At 55.0% G+C, this 17,725-nt stretch carries 16 protein-coding genes and 1 tRNA gene; 10 read left to right on the forward strand and 7 right to left on the reverse strand.

Going from position 1 to position 17,725, the window contains the following annotated elements; all coding sequences use genetic code 11:
• The first annotated feature begins 301 nt into the window (after positions 1-301).
• From ilvB to AC5DDB_RS10605, 3 genes are all read left to right on the forward strand, one after another.
• Complete coding sequence (ilvB, locus tag AC5DDB_RS10595) at positions 302-2,128, forward strand: biosynthetic-type acetolactate synthase large subunit (protein ID WP_491739688.1); 1,827 nt, start codon at positions 302-304, stop codon at positions 2,126-2,128.
• Between the two features lie 218 nt (positions 2,129-2,346).
• Positions 2,347-2,817: a hypothetical protein gene (locus tag AC5DDB_RS10600; RefSeq protein ID WP_491739689.1), complete on the forward strand. Its 471-nt coding sequence runs from the start codon at positions 2,347-2,349 to the stop codon at positions 2,815-2,817.
• Between the two features lie 62 nt (positions 2,818-2,879).
• Positions 2,880-3,425, forward strand: a complete 546-nt coding sequence (locus AC5DDB_RS10605; protein ID WP_491739690.1) for a hypothetical protein — start codon at positions 2,880-2,882, stop codon at positions 3,423-3,425.
• Positions 3,426-3,535: 110 nt separating this feature from the next.
• Here the strand turns inward: AC5DDB_RS10605 and AC5DDB_RS10610 are convergent, their stop codons facing one another.
• From AC5DDB_RS10610 to AC5DDB_RS10625, 4 genes are read right to left on the reverse strand one after another with little or no spacing between them, the layout of a single operon-like run.
• On the reverse strand, positions 3,536-5,401 hold the full coding sequence (locus tag AC5DDB_RS10610) for a polyprenyl synthetase family protein (RefSeq protein ID WP_491739691.1): 1,866 nt from the start codon (positions 5,399-5,401) through the stop codon (positions 3,536-3,538).
• 41 nt (positions 5,402-5,442) lie between these two features.
• On the reverse strand, positions 5,443-7,305 hold the full coding sequence (locus AC5DDB_RS10615; protein WP_491739692.1) for a prenyltransferase/squalene oxidase repeat-containing protein: 1,863 nt from the start codon (positions 7,303-7,305) through the stop codon (positions 5,443-5,445).
• A gap of 25 nt (positions 7,306-7,330) precedes the next feature.
• The gene (locus tag AC5DDB_RS10620; protein ID WP_491739693.1) at positions 7,331-8,398 is read right to left on the reverse strand and encodes an ATP-binding protein; all 1,068 of its coding nucleotides are present in this window, start codon (positions 8,396-8,398) and stop codon (positions 7,331-7,333) included.
• Between the two features lie 54 nt (positions 8,399-8,452).
• Positions 8,453-8,974 carry a glycine cleavage system protein H gene (locus AC5DDB_RS10625; protein WP_491739694.1) on the reverse strand — a complete coding sequence of 174 codons (522 nt, stop codon included), beginning with the start codon at positions 8,972-8,974 and terminating at the stop codon, positions 8,453-8,455.
• A gap of 148 nt (positions 8,975-9,122) precedes the next feature.
• Here AC5DDB_RS10625 and AC5DDB_RS10630 point away from each other — a divergent pair, with 148 nt between their 5' ends.
• Positions 9,123-9,419 (forward strand): HNH endonuclease signature motif containing protein, encoded by a 297-nt coding sequence (locus tag AC5DDB_RS10630; RefSeq protein WP_491739695.1) that lies wholly within the window; start codon positions 9,123-9,125, stop codon positions 9,417-9,419.
• Between the two features lie 11 nt (positions 9,420-9,430).
• On the opposite strand, the gene AC5DDB_RS10635 is transcribed toward AC5DDB_RS10630, so the two are convergent.
• Positions 9,431-10,768: an MFS transporter gene (locus AC5DDB_RS10635; protein WP_491739696.1), complete on the reverse strand. Its 1,338-nt coding sequence runs from the start codon at positions 10,766-10,768 to the stop codon at positions 9,431-9,433.
• Between the two features lie 99 nt (positions 10,769-10,867).
• Here AC5DDB_RS10635 and nrdR point away from each other — a divergent pair, with 99 nt between their 5' ends.
• The 5 genes from nrdR (at position 10,868) to AC5DDB_RS10660 (ending at position 16,591) form a co-directional block, all read left to right on the forward strand.
• The gene (gene nrdR, locus AC5DDB_RS10640) at positions 10,868-11,341 is read left to right on the forward strand and encodes a transcriptional regulator NrdR (RefSeq protein ID WP_491739697.1); all 474 of its coding nucleotides are present in this window, start codon (positions 10,868-10,870) and stop codon (positions 11,339-11,341) included.
• An 83-nt stretch (positions 11,342-11,424) separates the two neighbouring features.
• Positions 11,425-12,456 carry a vWA domain-containing protein gene (locus AC5DDB_RS10645; protein WP_491739698.1) on the forward strand — a complete coding sequence of 344 codons (1,032 nt, stop codon included), beginning with the start codon at positions 11,425-11,427 and terminating at the stop codon, positions 12,454-12,456.
• Entirely contained in the window at positions 12,416-13,531 is a 1,116-nt protein-coding gene (locus tag AC5DDB_RS10650) for a tetratricopeptide repeat protein (protein ID WP_491739699.1), read from the forward strand. Before AC5DDB_RS10645 ends, AC5DDB_RS10650 begins: the two co-directional genes overlap by 41 nt.
• A gap of 51 nt (positions 13,532-13,582) precedes the next feature.
• Positions 13,583-14,974 (forward strand): YncE family protein, encoded by a 1,392-nt coding sequence (locus AC5DDB_RS10655; protein WP_491739700.1) that lies wholly within the window; start codon positions 13,583-13,585, stop codon positions 14,972-14,974.
• 87 nt (positions 14,975-15,061) lie between these two features.
• Positions 15,062-16,591 carry a sulfatase family protein gene (locus AC5DDB_RS10660; protein WP_491739701.1) on the forward strand — a complete coding sequence of 510 codons (1,530 nt, stop codon included), beginning with the start codon at positions 15,062-15,064 and terminating at the stop codon, positions 16,589-16,591.
• Positions 16,592-16,632: 41 nt separating this feature from the next.
• Here the strand turns inward: AC5DDB_RS10660 and AC5DDB_RS10665 are convergent, their stop codons facing one another.
• Both AC5DDB_RS10665 and AC5DDB_RS10670 read right to left on the reverse strand, forming a co-directional pair.
• Positions 16,633-17,289, reverse strand: a complete 657-nt coding sequence (locus AC5DDB_RS10665) for an SOS response-associated peptidase (RefSeq protein ID WP_491739702.1) — start codon at positions 17,287-17,289, stop codon at positions 16,633-16,635.
• Between the two features lie 118 nt (positions 17,290-17,407).
• A tRNA-OTHER gene (locus AC5DDB_RS10670) sits at positions 17,408-17,477 on the reverse strand.
• On the opposite strand from AC5DDB_RS10670, the gene AC5DDB_RS10675 reads away from it, so the two are divergent.
• On the forward strand, positions 17,455-17,676 hold the full coding sequence (locus tag AC5DDB_RS10675) for a hypothetical protein (protein ID WP_491739703.1): 222 nt from the start codon (positions 17,455-17,457) through the stop codon (positions 17,674-17,676). The genes AC5DDB_RS10670 and AC5DDB_RS10675 overlap by 23 nt on opposite strands.
• The last annotated feature ends 49 nt before the right edge of the window (positions 17,677-17,725 follow it).

Below are 17,725 nucleotides of genomic sequence, written 5' to 3' on the forward strand. Positions count from 1 at the left end.
CCGCGGAAATTGCGTTCTCCTCGGTGGATTCGCGAACCTTTTCGGGTGGGAATTGTCCGTCCCGGGCGAACTGCGAGGCCGCTTCGCCTTGGCGATTGATGGCTGATGGGCAGAACTGGGGTTATTCCACGTTCAAAAAAGCCCGTCGAATCGAGAAAAAGTTCGTATGGTGACGTCCGTGGAGGAATTTACGCAAAATTTTGAAGCGTTTTGCCATCCCTGCTCGCCAACGAAGGGGGTGGTTGACTAAGATATGAGCCTGGAAAAACTGTCGAAATTGGGTCCCACAAACCCGGAACACATGAGGAAACCAGCCGTGGCATCTGCCGAAGACACTCGCACAGCGACCGCTACCACCGAAACCGATCTTCCTATTACCACGCCCGTAGTCGGTGCGGAAATTCTTGTGGAAGCACTGATTCGGCAAGGTGTAGAGCACGTGTTCGCCTACCCGGGTGGAGCGAGCATGCCACTGCACCAGGCATTGCGGAAGCACCGCGATCGAATTCGCACGATTCTTCCTCGTCATGAACAAGGTGGGGCGTTTGCAGCTCAAGGGGTTGCCCGCACGACTGGGAAAGTCGGTGTGTGTATGGCCACCAGCGGTCCTGGTGCCACGAATCTCGTCACGGCTATTGCGGATGCCAAACTTGATAGCGTGCCGATGGTGTGCATTACCGGCCAAGTTCCGCAAGCCGTCATTGGTAGCGATGCCTTCCAAGAAACTCCGATGGTCGAAGTTTGTCGGGCCATTACCAAGCATCACTACATGATCACCGACATCAACGATGTTGCCCGCGTGGTCAAAGAAGCGTTCCATGTTGCCAGTACGGGACGACCGGGACCGGTTTTGATCGACTTCCCGAAAGACGTGCAGTTGGCATCGCTCGACGAAGTCGATTACGACCCGCCAATGCACTTGCCAGGTTATCGGCCGGTCCAAAATGCCGCCCGTCCGGAGCAAATTAAGCAAATCATCGCTGCCGTGAAACGCTCGAAACGCCCGGTTCTGTATGTCGGTGGTGGAGCGATCACATCGGGAGCCGCCGAGGAGTTGAAGGAATTCGCTCTCAAGACGGGAATCCCGGTCACCATGACCGTGATGGGGCTTGGGGCATTTCCCGGCACTCACGAGCAAAGCCTGCACATGCTTGGGATGCATGGCACGGTTTATTCCAATTATGCCGTCAACGAAGCGGATCTGTTGCTGGCGTTCGGTGTGCGTTTCGATGACCGCGTGACCGGGAAACTCGATGAATTCGCCCGACACGGAAAGATTATTCACGTCGACATCGACGCCTCGGAAATCCATAAGAACAAAGAAGCCCATATTCCGATCGTTGCCGATCTGAAGTTGGTGCTTCAAGACTTGAACAAGCACCTGACCGACGACGATCTTCCGGAAATCGAAGAGTGGAAGACGAAAATTGCTCGTTGGAAAAAAGAGCATCCGCTGTCCTACAACGATCCGGGTGAAGGACTCATTCAGCAATACGCGATCGAAGAGTTCTGGCGAATTGCTCACGAGCGAAACCCGTATATCGCTGTGGGTGTCGGCCAACACCAAATGTGGGCGGCTCAATTCTATAAGTTCGATGAGCCACGACATTGGCTGAGTAGTTCCGGTTTGGGAACAATGGGCTTCGGTTTGCCGGCTGCGATGGGCGTTCAAGCCGCCTATCCGAATGATTTAGTGGTCGACATCGATGGCGACGGTTCATTCCAAATGAACATTCAAGAACTGGCGACGCTGTATTGTGAAAAACTTCCTGTCAAGATTTTGCTGTTGAACAACCAGCACTTGGGTATGGTTGTGCAGTGGGAAGATCGGTTCATGGAAGGTCGGCGGGCACATACGTATCTCGGACCGATCGATCACCCCGAGTGGCTTGGTGACGGCGACGGTTCGGCATATGCGAATGCTACCTACCCGAACTTTGTGCAAATTGCTGAAGGATATGGAGTTAAGGCGAAGCAAGTCCGGCGTCGCGCGGATTACGAAGCCGCCGTCCGTGAGATGATCGATCACGATGGTCCTTATCTGCTCGATGTTCTTTGTAGCTATCAAGAACACGTTCTGCCGATGATTCCGAGCAATCACACCGTGCAAGACATCATCACGAAATAACCGGAATCGAGGCGAGAATCGCAAGGTTCTCGCCTCTTCTGCTACAGTGATGTACACAAGGTTTTGACTTCCTACGTACGTAAGCTACGCTTGCCGGCCGGAATGAGCTGGCAATTCAATTCTCCGATGTGACGACCTGTTCTCTCCACGGTCGTTGGTCGTTTCATGCGATAGCAATACGTTCAGAAAAGCGTAGGGATTCCGTGCAAAACCTTGTGATGCCCGACGTTACCGATCCGTCCTATTACTTTGCGACGACGATTTCGGTATTGCCCCAATCTTCTCATTTGTGTTGGCAGCCGCACGGGCAGACGCTTCCGCAAAGACGTTGGCAACGGGTGCAGTATCCTCATTCGGTCCTACTGACGCCATTCGACGAAGCATTCACCACGCAAACTGGCTCCTCGATTGTTGTCGATGGCCGCGACATCTCTGTCGGCGGGTTCTCGTTTCGGCATCTTGAGCCGATTATTGAGCGGTATGTCGTAATTTCCTTCCCGATGGAGACGACGACCAAGATCCATCGAGCGTTGAAATTGACTTGGTGTCGATTTTTACAGCGTGGGATTTACGAGAGTGGTGGCAAGTTTCTGCACAGTGTGGACGTCGACGACCTTGTGGCCAAGAACGTTTTTTCGGCAATGCGAAACGAATTGACCCAAGATTCCACCGCAGCGGCCGTTCTGTGAACTAAGGTTTTTGATATTGATACTGCGACCGCAGGTCACCTTTCGCCGAAGCATTCGCTATCGTGCGGAATCTTGTTCATCACGGGGTGAACGCTACGGCCGCCAAGCAGAACACCGCGATCCGGTTTCTTCCGTCGCTGGAGACTGACATGTTGGATTTCGAGTATTTCAACCGTCGTAAGGAAGTTCAAACCGCGTTGACCAACCGCGTCAATACGGTATGCATGGATGGGATTCGTCACGCGGACCGGAAAAACCAACGGTCGCCATTCTCGGAAGTCGTTTGGCTGGTGCCGACGGAACTCAACAAACGCGGTGACTACTCAAAAGCGTTGCCGGCTGTCAGCAAGGACATTTCCGTCGGTGGTTTGTCGCTGGTGCACAACCGGCCGCTCACTTCGGATCATGTGATTGCTATCCTGCCAGGTACCAACGGGCCGACGTTCCTGCGATGCGAAGTTGAACACTGCACCCGACTAGGCTACGGCTTCTTTCAAATCGGGCTACGACCCGAACGTGTTCTGCATGCGAAGCATCAAGAACAAATCGATTGGGAAAAACGCTGTGAGGAGTTCGACGACACACCGGCAGCCGCACCCCCCAATTGATCACTGGCTAAGCTAAACTGTTCGCCTACCGCTGACGCATCGCGAGTGCTGCCGACCAGCACTGTGATCGCTGCGATTTCCGACTGAAACAGTTCGCAACAAGCGGAAAACTACACGCCGGATGCGATTGGTAACGGAACAAGGATGTCGCTGGCTTGCGGCGGCAAGTCGGATGTGTCCTCGTCCGCCAATACGGTATCGGTCAGGAAGTAAAGCAACTGACGAAACTCGTCAGGCTCTACTGCATCCGCGAGTGCCTCGGCTCGGGCCCGTGATTTCTCCACAAGCGATTCCGCTTTCGTGAAGACATCGTAGCGTTCAAAGATGCGACGCAGACGTCCCATCCGCATCGCCGGCGGTTCTTCACTTCGCAGGAGTCGGCGAATCTCGGCTTGCTCGTCTTCACTCGCGGACTGCAATGCCAACGCGAGCAGCACCGTCGGTCTGAGTGCCAACGCATCCTGACCAGCTACGAGTTTATTATCGACGTCGCCTCGCCAATCTTTCAAGTCGTTGAGAATCTGGAAACCAATCCCCACCTGCCGAGCAAACTGCGTGATTGTCTCCTCATACGCTTCGACCGAGCCTGCCATTCGCACACCCGCATACAAAGCAGCTTCGAACGCCGGCGATGTCTTCAGGGCGTAGATCTGGAGTGCGTCGAGAGGCGTGAGTGACAGATCGGAATTCTGCCAAGCCATTTCGGCCCCCTGCCCGTCACACAACTTGATGTGAGCAGCCGCCATGCGGTCGAGAATATCCGCCGCTGCCTCGGGCCCGATGTCTGCACACGCCGAAGTCACTAGACGATATCCAACGCCAATCAAATAGTCTCCGACATTAATCGCGGTACCGGTGTCGAATTGCCGGTGCAGCGTTTGTTGGCCGTAACGGTATTGGTCGTCGTCTTCGATGTCGTCATGGACGAGCGATGCCTTATGGAATGCTTCAATAGCCATCGCAACCCGACCGACGCCATCCGAGAAGTCGATCGGTTCCTCACCCATTGTCTTAAGTGTTTTCGCGCCGGTGAGGGCGTCGTAAGCCGCAAGCGTCATGAACGGCCGGAACCGTTTTCCGCCATTCGCCAACCAGTCGTAAGCAATGCGTTCGGTCTGGCCGATTGGACTATTTGCTGCCTCGGTGGTTTTGGTTCGCACCCGTGGAAGAAGCGTTTCAAACCGTTCAGTGTCGAACAGTCGATTCGCGGAACGCAGTAGCGGAACGTAACTATTCGTCTGCGGTTCTGGCAGCGGTTGGTATTCTTCGAGCACGTCCCACACCCAGCTTTCGTCAAGCGTGGTGTTCTTGCAGTCGCCCGAATGCAGCGGAATCGCGTAACTTGGCACGCCTGCAATCAGGACCTTGTCGATCGCCTTTTCCAGCACATTGAGACAGGCAACGCCCAGGATGCCGTCGATATGCCCGGACACGATGATCTTCAAAACGACCGGCGAACCTTCAGCGACGAGCACCTTGTAACCGAGTTTCTCGGCTTTCACTTTGTAGTCGGCGATCGAGCAGGCACCGCATTTCTCACAGTCGAGACCGAACTCGTCGTAATCAGCCGGGCAACCTTCCGCGTGTTTCAGACAGTGTGGCAACAACAGCATCCGTCGTTCGAACGGAATCGCCAGGAATTGTCGCTTCCAGAAGAAGTTGCCAATGAGCACCATCGCGAAGCCCAGGAATTTTTCGGGCTTGCCCGTTTCTTCGAGTAGTTCCCGTCCCCATTGTTCCAAGGTCTTTTTGGCGAAGGGGTTGGACGCGTCCAGCCGTTTGGCGAACTGCTCCGCGGCGGATTTAATCTCCTCGCGTTCCGTCAGCGTTTCCGGGACGGCTTTGAGATGGCTGGTGCTTTTGCGGCGTTGGCGTTTGACGGGTTTCGGATCGTCGTCCATCCGAGGTGTTGAGGAAGTGGTAGCCGTGCCGGTGGGTCCGTCGGCGTCGTAGTACGGCGTCGCATCGATCGACACGGGACATCTCCTTGCAATGTATAGTCGGTGCCAACGGACTTCTAAGCGGAAGTTTCGCTGGCCTCGGTTTTGGGTAGGAACACTTGGCAGGCTCTCCGCAGGGCGGCGACCGTGAAGATCTGCGGGTACAACTCTTCAAAATACCATAACTTGGCGAAATAGAAACCGATCGGCGTCGGTTCGGTCCAACTTCCGTCCTCGATTTTTTCCAACAACCATTCTACGCCCCGTGCCGCCGATTCGCGAGCGTTCGGCACCGAAAGCAGAATTTCCGTTGCCAGGGCCGTCTCTTCGGTACTCGAAACAATTCCCTTCGCCGCCCCCCAACCGCCATCGTCGTTCTGATTGTCGACCAACCATTGAACACCGCGTACCGCCGGTTCGGACTGCAGTTTTTCCGCATCCCGATAAGCCGCCAACACCCGAGCGGTGCCGTAAGTCGGGTTTTCCTCGTTCGGATGGTGTTGATTGCCGAACCAGAGGGGGAACCAAGAACCGTCGGAGTTTTGAACGCGTTTTAAGAATCGTTCCGCCTGTTTGACTGCATGTTGTATCATTCGAGGAATGATTACATGACGTTCAACACCGTCTCCAGGTGGCATCGTCATGTTCTCTACAGAATCAGCGAGATTGATGTCCGAAAAAGACTCTAATTCAACTTTGATCGAATACCGATGCAAGGCCCGCCAAGCATGAGCCGTAATGTCCGCGGAACTGCGATCGAATGGCAACGTCCCCCAACCTCGGCAGAACGTCGGAAAACCACCATCACGATTCTGCAAACCAAGCAACCAATTCACGCCGCGTTCGATTGCATCCCCTGACTCTCCACTCTCAACCCTCAACTCTCCACTCAACGCGAACATCGCTCCCGGTGTGTCATCCGCATCCGGCACGCCGCCGGGCAAATCGGTCCACGCCCAACCGCCGGGGGCGGCGTTGGTGTAGGGGTGGACGGTTTTGTATTGCTGATCGAGCAGAAATTGCCGAATCGGTTCGCGGGCGGCTTCCGGAAGATCGTCACCGAGCGCGTTGACCGACAGCGTCGTCACCCAAGTCGCGAGATTGGTATCGATCGGCCAACTGCCATCTTCACGGACCGAATCGAGAATGAATTGCACACCCTTTTCGACCACCGGATGATCGACCAACCCCATGCCGGCGAGACTCATCGTGACGAAACTCGTCAGCGGCGTCGCTTCGAGGAATCCGCCGTTGGTTGGTTGGATGCGTTCGAGGACTTTGAGACTGCGTTTGCGGGCGGCGTTGCGAACCGTCCACAAATAGGGATTCCACGACTTCACGAAGTGATGCCGCACCTGCCCGATGGCGATGAGCGCTGGCAACGCATAACTCACGACCGGCAATCGCACCGTCTTGTAAAACCGAGCCGGCAGGCACGCCAACTCGAACGGCAACGCGGGAATCGTGGACCATTCGACCATCCCCGCAAGGGCGCAATGCGTGAGAATCGGCACAGAGAACGTTTTGTCCTTCCCATACCGAGCTATCACCGCTGGCACACCGCCCACGCGATCAATGTATGACTGAGCGTTTTCGACAACATCGGAATATTGTTCCTCCGTGTTCGTCGCTCGAAACACCGCTCGCGCGAGCATGGATGTGGAGATGTTGCTGAGGCTTTTCGTTGTGTCGCCCCAGCCGCCGTCTTCGTTTTGATAGCTTGCCAACCATGCGAGACCGCGCGTGATAAACGAGCGTAAGCGATCTTGCTCCCATTCACCGCTGCGATGCCGTGAGACCATTTCGAGTGCCATCACCGCCGTCGCGGTCGACAATGCCGACGTTGACAACTCCCCCACCCAATGCCCGGACGAATTGCGTTGGGCAAGCAAATGATCGCGAGCGACTTCGTAATTGAGATGAAGACGGTCGGTATTCAAGACGATGCTTCCGAGTATGGTCGTGTTACAAATCGAGGTCGTCCAAGCCGTCCATGAGGTCGTCAAGTTCGTCGCGGGGGGCGGTTGCGTTGGCGGGTTGACGTTTGGGGATGCCGACGTTCATGCCGACCGCGTCGCGTCCGTCGGCGACTAGTTCTTGATCGCGTTCCAAGACGGCCATTTCAAGTGGCGTTTTCCCGGTGTCGTCGCCACCAAAGAGTTTCGAGAGATCGATTTTTAGCCCGGCCACTTCACCTTCGGCCCCAGCGATCGCGGGCGTTTTGTGTTGCGGGAAGATGATCGCATTTTCAGGACAGACCCGACTACACGCGGGACAGCCTTTTTTGCAGTTATCTTGTTCTTCGACCAGAATGCGGTCGAGTTGATCCACGCCGTACACACCGAATAGGCAGAAGTCGATGCACTCCATACAGTTGGTGCACAGGCTGTAATCGATCACCGGATACCACCGGCGTTTCGTCGGTTCTTGATCCGCGGACGTGGGTAACGGTGTGGGTTTCGCCGGTGTGCTTCCGTTGGTCGGGGCGGTTCCGTTAGTGGCCGGTGATGCGAGATACCGCTGCATCTGATCGGCCTTGGGCTGCCCGCCAATCCAGCCGAGCAAATCGACGGTTTGCATCGTGCAGTCCTTGGCGATCCGGCGAATCTCCTCGAGATAGACTTCCGGATCGTCGTAGGCTCGTAAGTCCAAGCACCAAAGTTTCCGTTTGGGGACATCAAGTGAGCCGATGCCGTTGCGATCTTCATCCTCAGCGTCGGGAAGATCGTCTTCGTCTTCACCCTCTGCCTTGAGTAGCGTCATGCCCTCTTGGCCACGAACGCCTTGTCGATCGAGAATCCAGCGACACGCTCGCGGGTACATCCACGACAACACCACGACAGGACCGGGAATGCCTCGCAGGAACAGCATCCCCGTATGGTCGGCAGACATGTCGTAGACGTGGGGCACCAGCGACACGTCAATGTCGGAATCCATAATCAAGGCCGCCGCGATTTCCTCCTCCATGTTTCGCTTAACGGGGTGTTTGCCTTGATGCTGCGAAATGACGACGGTCAGTTTCTTCGCGGCCATAGTGGTTTCTTTCGATTCAAAGTCGAAGAACGTCTTGGAGAGCGGTCAACTGGTTTAGTTGACCTGCCCCTTAATCAATCGTTGGTCCTTCTCCCAGCCCTGCTCCAGATGCTCAAGATACTCCTGTGCTGAGAGCAAATCGGCATCGGTTTGCATTGTGTAAAGCCAACCGGCTCCGTAAGTGTCCGCGTTGATATGCGATGGATCGTTTAGCAAATCCTCGTTGAACTCGAGGATTCTTCCATCGCAGGGTGTGTGTAACGAGGACACGGCCTTGGAACTTTCGATTTCACCGATTTCCTGACGATTCGTCACCGTCGAATCGGGATCAATCGACCACTCCAAAAAGTACACATCTTGCAACAATCGCACGGAATAAGCGGTCAGCCCCACTCGCGTGTCGCCTGTGGACGATTTCTGCACCCACATATGATTTTTCGAGTAGTGTCGATCGGTGGGAATACGGGCTTCGTATTTCCCCATCGCGAAGATGAGGTCATCCGACATGGCGGGAGGTTGCTCACGGTTGGAAGTCACAACGGTGATGAGCGATTTCCGGCGGCGAACCTCAATCACTCAACGTGCTCTTAGTAGAAACAGTTGGGCGGACGGATGCAAGCAGACGCAATTCAATCGTTGGCCGACTTCACGAAATGCGCTAGGATAAACCGTGAACCCAATCCCATCACAACGAGTATCACCGTCCGAGAAATCGGTTTCTGTTATGAAAATTACCGAACCGACGACTTGCCCGATTTGCGAACACCAATACGATCGCGGGCAGATGAACAAACATCACATTGTTCCCAAAAGCCGTAAGGGCCGGGAGACGGTGCTATTGTGCACGACCTGTCATCGGCAAATCCATGCTGTGTTCACGGAAAAGGAACTGGAACGACAATTCGGCACGATGGAACAACTGCTGGCCGCCGAGCAATTTCAGAGTTGGATTCGCTGGATCCGCCGTCGGAAACCCACCGCCCGCATACGCACCAAAACGGCGAAGAGGAAACGTCGGTAAGTCCGTTGTGGCTAGCGGGGTTCGCGAACGGGGATCAGCCACAGCATCGACGCGTAGCGAGCAAATAGCGAGACCACAATGACCACATGGGCGGCTCCCAACGAACGCCCGAGAAGACTCCATTCCACGCCCGCTTGAAACATCTGACCCAACCACCAACCGCCAAGCAGACCGGAAAGCCCCGCAATCAATCCGCTGACTTGCCGAAACAACGCGAAGTGCGCAGCCCGATCCTCGTCGGGTGCCAAACCGAGTGCGAGGTTTCGTCCCGCGATATTGGCCATCGCATAAAACCCCCAGCAAATATAAGACGGAACCACCCACCACCACTGCTCTTTCGTGGCGAACAACCAAAAGACGAGTCCGCTGGTCGCAATCAGCAGACCGACAACAAGTGGGCGAAGGTTTCCGGACCGGTCACAGTGATGCCCTGTGTACCAGCTCACAGGAAGTTTGGCGACGTTCATCAAGCTTTTGAGCGCATAGAACATGCCCAACTGAAGTCCCAAGTAACTGTAGACCAGTGAAAACAGGGCTTGTTGAGTCAAACCGTTCGCAAACGCCAGAGACCACGCATAGAGAAGAAGATACCGCGTCGACGGGTCTTTCCATGCTTCGCGAATCCTTCGTCGGTTTGGGATGGCATCCGCGATCGGCGGCAGTTTCACATCGGGCAACTTGAGCATCGGCCAAAGTGAGAGGATCAACAAAAAGATCCCCAACGAGAACGCCACCTCATACGCCAGCAACGCCTCTTCCGGCGGACCGGCTCGCCGCCACCAGTCCCGCAGAAATCCCGCAGGCACAGCAATGATGAGCAACGGCAACAGTTTCGCAACGTTCCGCCATGCGAAGAATCGGCCCCAGTTATTCTTGGGTGCGAGTTCGCTAATCCACGAGATATAAACCACGAACGCAATTTCCTGCAGAATGTAGGAAATCGCCAGAACCGCAATCATCGAGGCGAACGTGACATCGGCCTCGCCACGGAATAGTCGAAACCCGTAGAGCGGTACCGCCAGCATAGTGACACGGGCAAGCAGCGAGAACGTCATAAACAACCGTTTGGAACTGCCGAAATGCTGCAACAGCTTGCGACTCAACAGTCCCGATAGCCCTAGTAATTCAGGCATTACAATAAGAATTCGAATCGACCAATCATCCGCCCCCAACCCTTTGGCGAAATAGAGGAGAAATCCGCCGGAAGTCAGCGAGTAGCCGGCACTCCACAAGAGTTGATTGATCACAACCAGTCGGGTCAGTTGCGAGAGTTCAATTCGCGACTGTTCGTCGGTATTCTCCGTTTCCACGGATTTGTTTGAGAATGACTGGTCATTGGGCGTTGACATGAGTATTCTACATGTGGGTTATTATCGAGTGAGTGACAGTGTGAGTCCAACACACAGGGAATGGTGCCCCTGTCCCAACGTTGCGGAGAGCTTGACCTAATGCACTGTCCATTTTGTCGGCAAGGCGAAACGCGAGTCATCGATTCGCGGTCGAGTCACGATTTCGTCATCCGTCGTCGTCGTGAGTGTTTACACGCGGACTGTCGACGTCGGTTTACCACGTACGAAAAGATTGAGCAATCGACAATCAAAGTCGTCAAGAAAAATGGCAATCGTGTTCCATTCTGCCGCGAACGGTTGCGAGCTGGGATCGAGAAAGCGTGTTGGAAACGCCCGGTTTCAGAAGATCAGGTCGATGCAATCATCGCTAGCGTAGAGTCAGAAATTCACGAAAGCTTTGAACGGGAAGTGAATTCCCGCTTCATTGGCGAACGTGTGATTGAGTCGCTACGCGAACTGGATCAAGTCGCATTTGTGCGGTTTGCCTCGGTGTATCGCGACTATGAAGACGTCAACGACTTCGTCGAGGAGCTAGAACCCATCCTGCGAACCGGGCCCGTTCCGCCTCGTTAGAAGTCGGTCTTCGGGTTTCGTGTCATTGTAGATAGAATGGTCGGTGGACGAACCGTGAACGTTCCCGCACATGGGGAGACTCCATGCCATCGACCGCTCCTTCACCACCCCAGCAACCAACGCACTCGGCGGCAGGTCCGGGGTGGATCATTTCCGCGCTGATTCACGGAATCGTATTAGGTGTTTTGATCACATCCGGGCTGCCAAGTTGCGGCGATAGCTCACCCGGCATCGGTCCCGCGCAAGACGACGGTCTCCGCGAAGTCGGCATCTATCTCAAGCCAGAAAAACCAATCGAGCAACCTGTTGCCGAAGAGGTTCCACAGCCGGAAACGATCGTGGAACCGACCGTCGATCCGCTCGAAACGACCACGGATGCCGAGAAAATCGATGAACAAGTTCTCAACAATTTGACGAAACTGCCCGAGCCGAAACCAACGCCTTTGATCGGCATGGGAACGAAGACCGCCCCCTCCGGCGGAGTACCCGAAACGGAGGTCAAACCGTCGCAACTCACGCCCAACGAACAAGCTCCCCCACCTTCGGGTGGCGCAGGCGTGGGGCAAGTCAGTTTCATGGGGCAAACCTCGACGGCGGAGCGTATTGTCTACATCATCGACACCTCTGCCAGCATGAATACGCATGACGCAATCGAGTACGCGAAAGCCAAGCTCATTGAAAGCGTCAATCGTTTGGATCGCACGCAGCAGTTTCAAATCGTCGCTTACAATGACGTCGTGTTCCCGATGAAGTTCCACAACGACATCCGAGCAAAACTTTATCGAGCGAGCGAGCACAACCAAGTTTTGGCAAATCGGTTCATTCGCACGATTCTGGCCGAGGGCGGAACCAAGCATATGCCGGCCATGGAACGAGCATTTTCGCTTGATCCAGACGTGGTATTCTTCCTCACCGATGCCGACGATCCGAAACTCGAGCCGGCGGAACTCTATACCATTCGGACCAAACTCAATCGGGGCCGTCGGGCTGCCATTCATTGCATCAAGTTCGGGCAAGGTCCTGATCTACAACCCGAAGAATCCAACTTTCTCCGCATACTCGCCAGCCAAAATCGTGGAACGTACACCTACCGGAACACCGAACAACTCCGCTAATCAGCTCAAAGAGCGGACGCGATCCATTCAGCGTCCGGTCGGTCTTCGCGCGATGGGGATTTGCGGACTGCTCGTTGCCGGTATCGCACAGCAACTTTTCGCCGCCGAACCGACCGATCGGTTTCGCTTGCGACAAGACAGCGGTGGCGAGATTGTCGTGAGCTGCTTCATTTCCGATTACAATGCTTCCGTCATCCGCTACCGATTGAAAGACGACGGGCCAACCCTGACGCAGTCCGCCGACCAAGTCTCAGAGGTCGAAACACCGCTTTCCGAATCGCATATCAAGGGTTTACGGCTGTTCGCAGAACAGAAGATCCAAGAAGCGAACGAGCAATTTCGAGCGGCTCTTACGTCCGAACCACGCGCATGGGTTCGGCGAGACCTGTTGGCAATGCTCGTGCGTTGTGCGTTTCATCGGGGTGATTATGCAGCTGCCGGGAACAACTTTTTGGCGATCTTGCGGAGTGATTCGAATTCCCGTCACTTGGCACTCGCTCCACTATTATGGACACAGTCAACGCCAACGAAGGAACACCGCAACGAAGCCCTCGCTTGGAAACTTCGCAACGAAGAAGTCGCTGGGTTGTTGTCGGCAAGTGCGTTGCTGATGGACGCCGAACACGGGGCCGCCGCACGAAATCAAATGCTCCGTCTGGCCGATTTCGCGGAACAACCCTGGCGACAACTGGCGAAGATGCAACTTTGGAGAACGGAGATTCAACGGAATCAAGTGAGTTCCGCCGATTTGGATCTATGGGCGGCGGATATTCGCTTTTTGCCGGACGAACTTCGTGGCGGACCGTGGTACACACTGGGAGACGCCTACCGATTGAAACAGCAACACGGGCAAGCGGCGGCCGCATATTTGTGGGTGCCGTTGGTCTACGGCGAGAATGTCCATTTAGCGGCAATCGCGATGACCCATGCAGCGGATTCGTTGCGGGCGACCGGACGAGTCGCCGACGCCGACACGCTTGAACGGGAGATCATTTCACGGTATCCCAACAGTGAAAGGGCGATCAAACTTCGAGCGTCTATCAAACAGGAGCCACCATCAGCGTCGGCTCCCTGAGGATGTCCGATTCCGCCCGCTTGTTCTCCGCGTTCAACCGAGGCCGCTTCCATGACGAGCCGAACTGTTCTGTCGATTTGCGTTGTTCTGACACTCTCGTTGAGCGAAGCCAAGCTTGCTTCCGCTCAAGCCAAGAAGTCGGCCAAACCCAAAGTGATACGCGACGAGGATCTGCCTTATCCGCCGACGCTCCCGGACGGGAAGGAAGTCGTGACAGATCGCTCAGCGGACTTTCTCAAACCGCCCGCAAGTCTGAATGATGATGTGGTGATTGCGAGCGAAGTACCGACAATCGATTTCTTGTTTTATCCCAACCAAAACTACCCCGGCAAACCATGGTCGAACTGGGGCAACGGATCGGTCGCGAATGGCAAATACTATTCGGCGATTGGCGATCACTACGCCATTGGTCGTGGAATTATGAAGCACGGCACCGGGACGGCTCATGTCTACGAGTACAACCCGGAAACGAAGTCATTACGTTCGTTGGTTGATGTCGCGCAACTCTTGAATCTCCCCGACGGGCATTATACGCCTGGGAAAATTCATAGCCGCGTGGATCTTGGGAAAGACGGTTGGTTGTACTACGCAACTCATCGTGGGTCGCCACGGGCTGCTAACGATGCCAATCATTACCAAGGCGATTGGATTTTCCGCACCAATCCGAAAACCAAGCAAAGCGAAATCATCGCGATTCCCGTACCGAAACACAGCATTCCGAATAGTGTGCTCGATCCAGAGCGGATGATTTTCTACGGCGGAACCGCTGCCGGTCCCGATGCGAAAGATCAAGATATCCGCTTCTTTGCGTACGATTTGCTAGGCAAGAAGCTGTTATATTCCGGCCCGGACGGACCCGCACGGTCGATGATGCTCTCGAAATCGACCGGGAAACTTTTCTACGTACCTGGCAATCAAGACGGCGAGTTGATGTGCTTCGATCCCGCAACCGGCAAACCACCCCGCAAGGTCGGGGTCACAATGGGGAACCGTGCCGCCACTTCGGAAACTGCGGACGGGTTGATTTACACCGTTTCGACCGGACAGCGCAATGGAGACGCAACGGTTTGGGAGTTCAATGTCAAAACGGAATCAACTCGGGAGATTGGTACGGCTCGCGTCGGTGAGAATGCGTACGTGGCTTCGATCGACGTCGATCCCACAGGTCGATTTCTCTATTACTCACCCGGTGCACACGGTGGCGGTTACCGCGATGGCACCCCCATCGTGCAGTTCGACATTAAAACCGGGCGAAAAAAAGTCATCGCGTTTTTGCACCCGTTTTACGAGAAGAAGTACGGCTTCATTCCGAAGGGAACCTATAGCACCGCGTTGTCGGAGGATGGCAGTCTCGTATTTGTGACCTGGAATGTGAGCCGCGGAACTCGTGCTTGGGATGTTTGCGGGCTTTCGGCCGTGTATATCCCGGAATCTGAACGCTAAAGTGACCTCGACTTGCGATCAGCCCCAGTTGCGGTATCGTGGGATTCTTCGAACGCATCCAAATCCACTTCTGAGAACGGGCGTCTCATGCAACTTCCTCCGCGAGTCTTCGCGTATTCTCTCATCGTCGTGACTTTCGGGTTGTGCAGTGTTTCGCCCATCGAGGCCGCTGACACGCCAAACTTCGTGTTGTTGATGGGGGACGATCACGGCTGGAGTGAAACCGGCTACAACGGGCACCCGCATGTCAAAACCCCCGTGCTTGATGAGATGGCTCGCACCGGTTTGCGGTTTGACCGGTTTTACGCTGGCCATCCGACGTGTTCACCGACGCGAGGAAGTTTTTTGACCGGTCGGCATCCCAATCGGTACGGCACATTCGAGCCGGGGTATTCCATCCGTCCTGAAGAAATCACGATCGCCCATCTGCTTTCATCGGCCGGCTACACCTGTGCTCATTTCGGCAAATGGCATCTTGGCCCTGTGAAAGCGGACTCACCCACGAACCCACGCAAAATGGGGTTGGACGAATATCTGTCGCACGACAACTTCTACGAAATGAATCCGATTTTTTCCCGGAACGGAAATGCCCCCGAAGAGTTTCCCGGCGAGGGATCGGAAGTCACGATTGAAGAAACAATCAAATTCATCGACGCGGCCGAGGCGAACGACAAACCATTCATGGCGGTCGTTTGGTTCGGATCGCCACACGAACCGTATAGCGGTCTCGACAAAGATTTGGAGCTGTATGCCGACTTACCAGAAGCGTACTCACAGCGGATGGTAACACTCACATCGATGAAAACCGGTCGGCCGACCACACGCCCGTTGCGTGAGGTCCTGCAGGAACGGTATGCCGAGATTACCGCAATGGACCGATCCATCGGCACCCTGCGCGAGCACTTGAAGAAGTCCGGCTTACAAAAAAACACGTTGGTGTTCTATTGCGGCGACAATGGGAGTCCACCGAGCACCGACCGCGTGACGACGCCATTTCGGGAAGACAAAGCGTCTGTCTACGAAGGCGGCATTCGCGTTCCCGGAATCATCGAGTGGCCAAGCCGGATCAAACAACCTCGCACGACCGATGTCCCCGCCGTCACGAGTGATCTGCTGCCGACACTTTGTGAGTTGCTTGACATCGATCTGCCGGATCGTCCACTTGATGGGACTTCCCTGGTGCCGGTTCTGGATGGGCAACTGAGCGAGCGTCCGCACCCAATCGGGTTCTGGCAATACGACACGACCAACCTAACCGGCCGCAAACCGCTGCCCGAGCCGTATATCGAAGCGGCACTCCAAGAGGGAACCACTCCGCTGGTCAAATACCTCGAAGGCAAGCTGACACGCAGTTTTCGCAACTTCCGCCAACCACCGATCGAACCAAAAGACTTCACCGGACCACGCTCGTTCGTGCACAACCGATACAAACTCGTCGTCGATGGTGATGCCACGGGCAATGAAACACCCGAACTTTACGACCTGGTGAAAGATCCCGCCGAGACCGAAAACATCGCAGACCAGCAGCCAGAACTCACGCAGAGGTTGTCTAAGGAACTTCGCAACTGGCAAGAATCCGTTCTGAATAGTGTGACGGGTGCAGACTACGAAAAATAACGGTCTTTCGTCGACAACGTTCGCATCTGAAAGCGGTTGTGTCACACAGGGTTAAGACACTCGGGGCCCTCGTTTCGTGCGTTAGAGACGTAGCGACTCACGGGTTCCATCGTCATTTCGTCGGCAGGATATGGGATCAATAAGCCTCGAAGTTCTTCTGAGTCATCACTCGCCAACCACGCAAGATAGTCTTCCGAGTGCAGGATGACCGGCATTCGATCGTGGACCTCGGCGGTCAACTCGTTCGGTTCCGTCGTAATAATTGTGCACGACTCGATCGGTCCATCAGGGCCTTTCCAAGTCTCCCATAAGCCGGCGAAACCGAAGACGGAATCGGTCATCATGTGAATGTGAACCGGTTGCTTTGGCGATTTCTTGCCCTTCCATTCGTAGAAACCGGAGGCCGGGATGATGCAGCGTCGGCGTTTGAACGCAGCTCGAAACGCAGGCTTTTCGGCCACAGTTTCGCATCGGGCGTTAATCATCCGATTGCCGATCGACATGTCCTTCGCCCAGGACGGGATCAAACCCCAGCGGGGCTCAAAAAGCTCACGCTCGTCCTCATCCTGGCGAATGGCCACCAGCGTCTGCGTCGGGGCAATGTTGTAACGGAACGGCAACTCCACCTGTCGCGGCGCAACATCGAAGACGTCTGCGACCGTAGAAAGGTTCGTCCGAAGGTTGAATCGTCCACACATGTCACCATCGTGGCGAATCGTACGGATGAAATCCAGCCTACGTGAGATCGGCGAATGCACGATACCAAAAAGAAAAACGGGTCACGTCAAAATGACGCAACCCGTTCTTCAATATAAGTGAAGGCGCAGGGACTTGAACCCTGGACCTACGGATTAAAAGTCGGCGTGTCATCTGGAACGCCGCCCCCGACAGACGTAGACTGTGAAAGCACTTACGGCAAAACACCTGATCAATCGCTATACGATACGGGTGAACCGTTGCAGCAAAAAGCGCAGCAAACGCCCGGGGATCTGCTCAAACTAATCGCCGACGCGTTGCCGTCGCTGCCCGATGACGTTCTTCGGGAAATCGTCTCTCTGATCATCGATTCGGGATACCGTCCATGAACCTGGACGGTTCATGGTCACGTGTGATTACTTTTGGGATTGGGTCATG

It is taken from the genome of Thalassoroseus sp. (genome assembly GCF_984380535.1).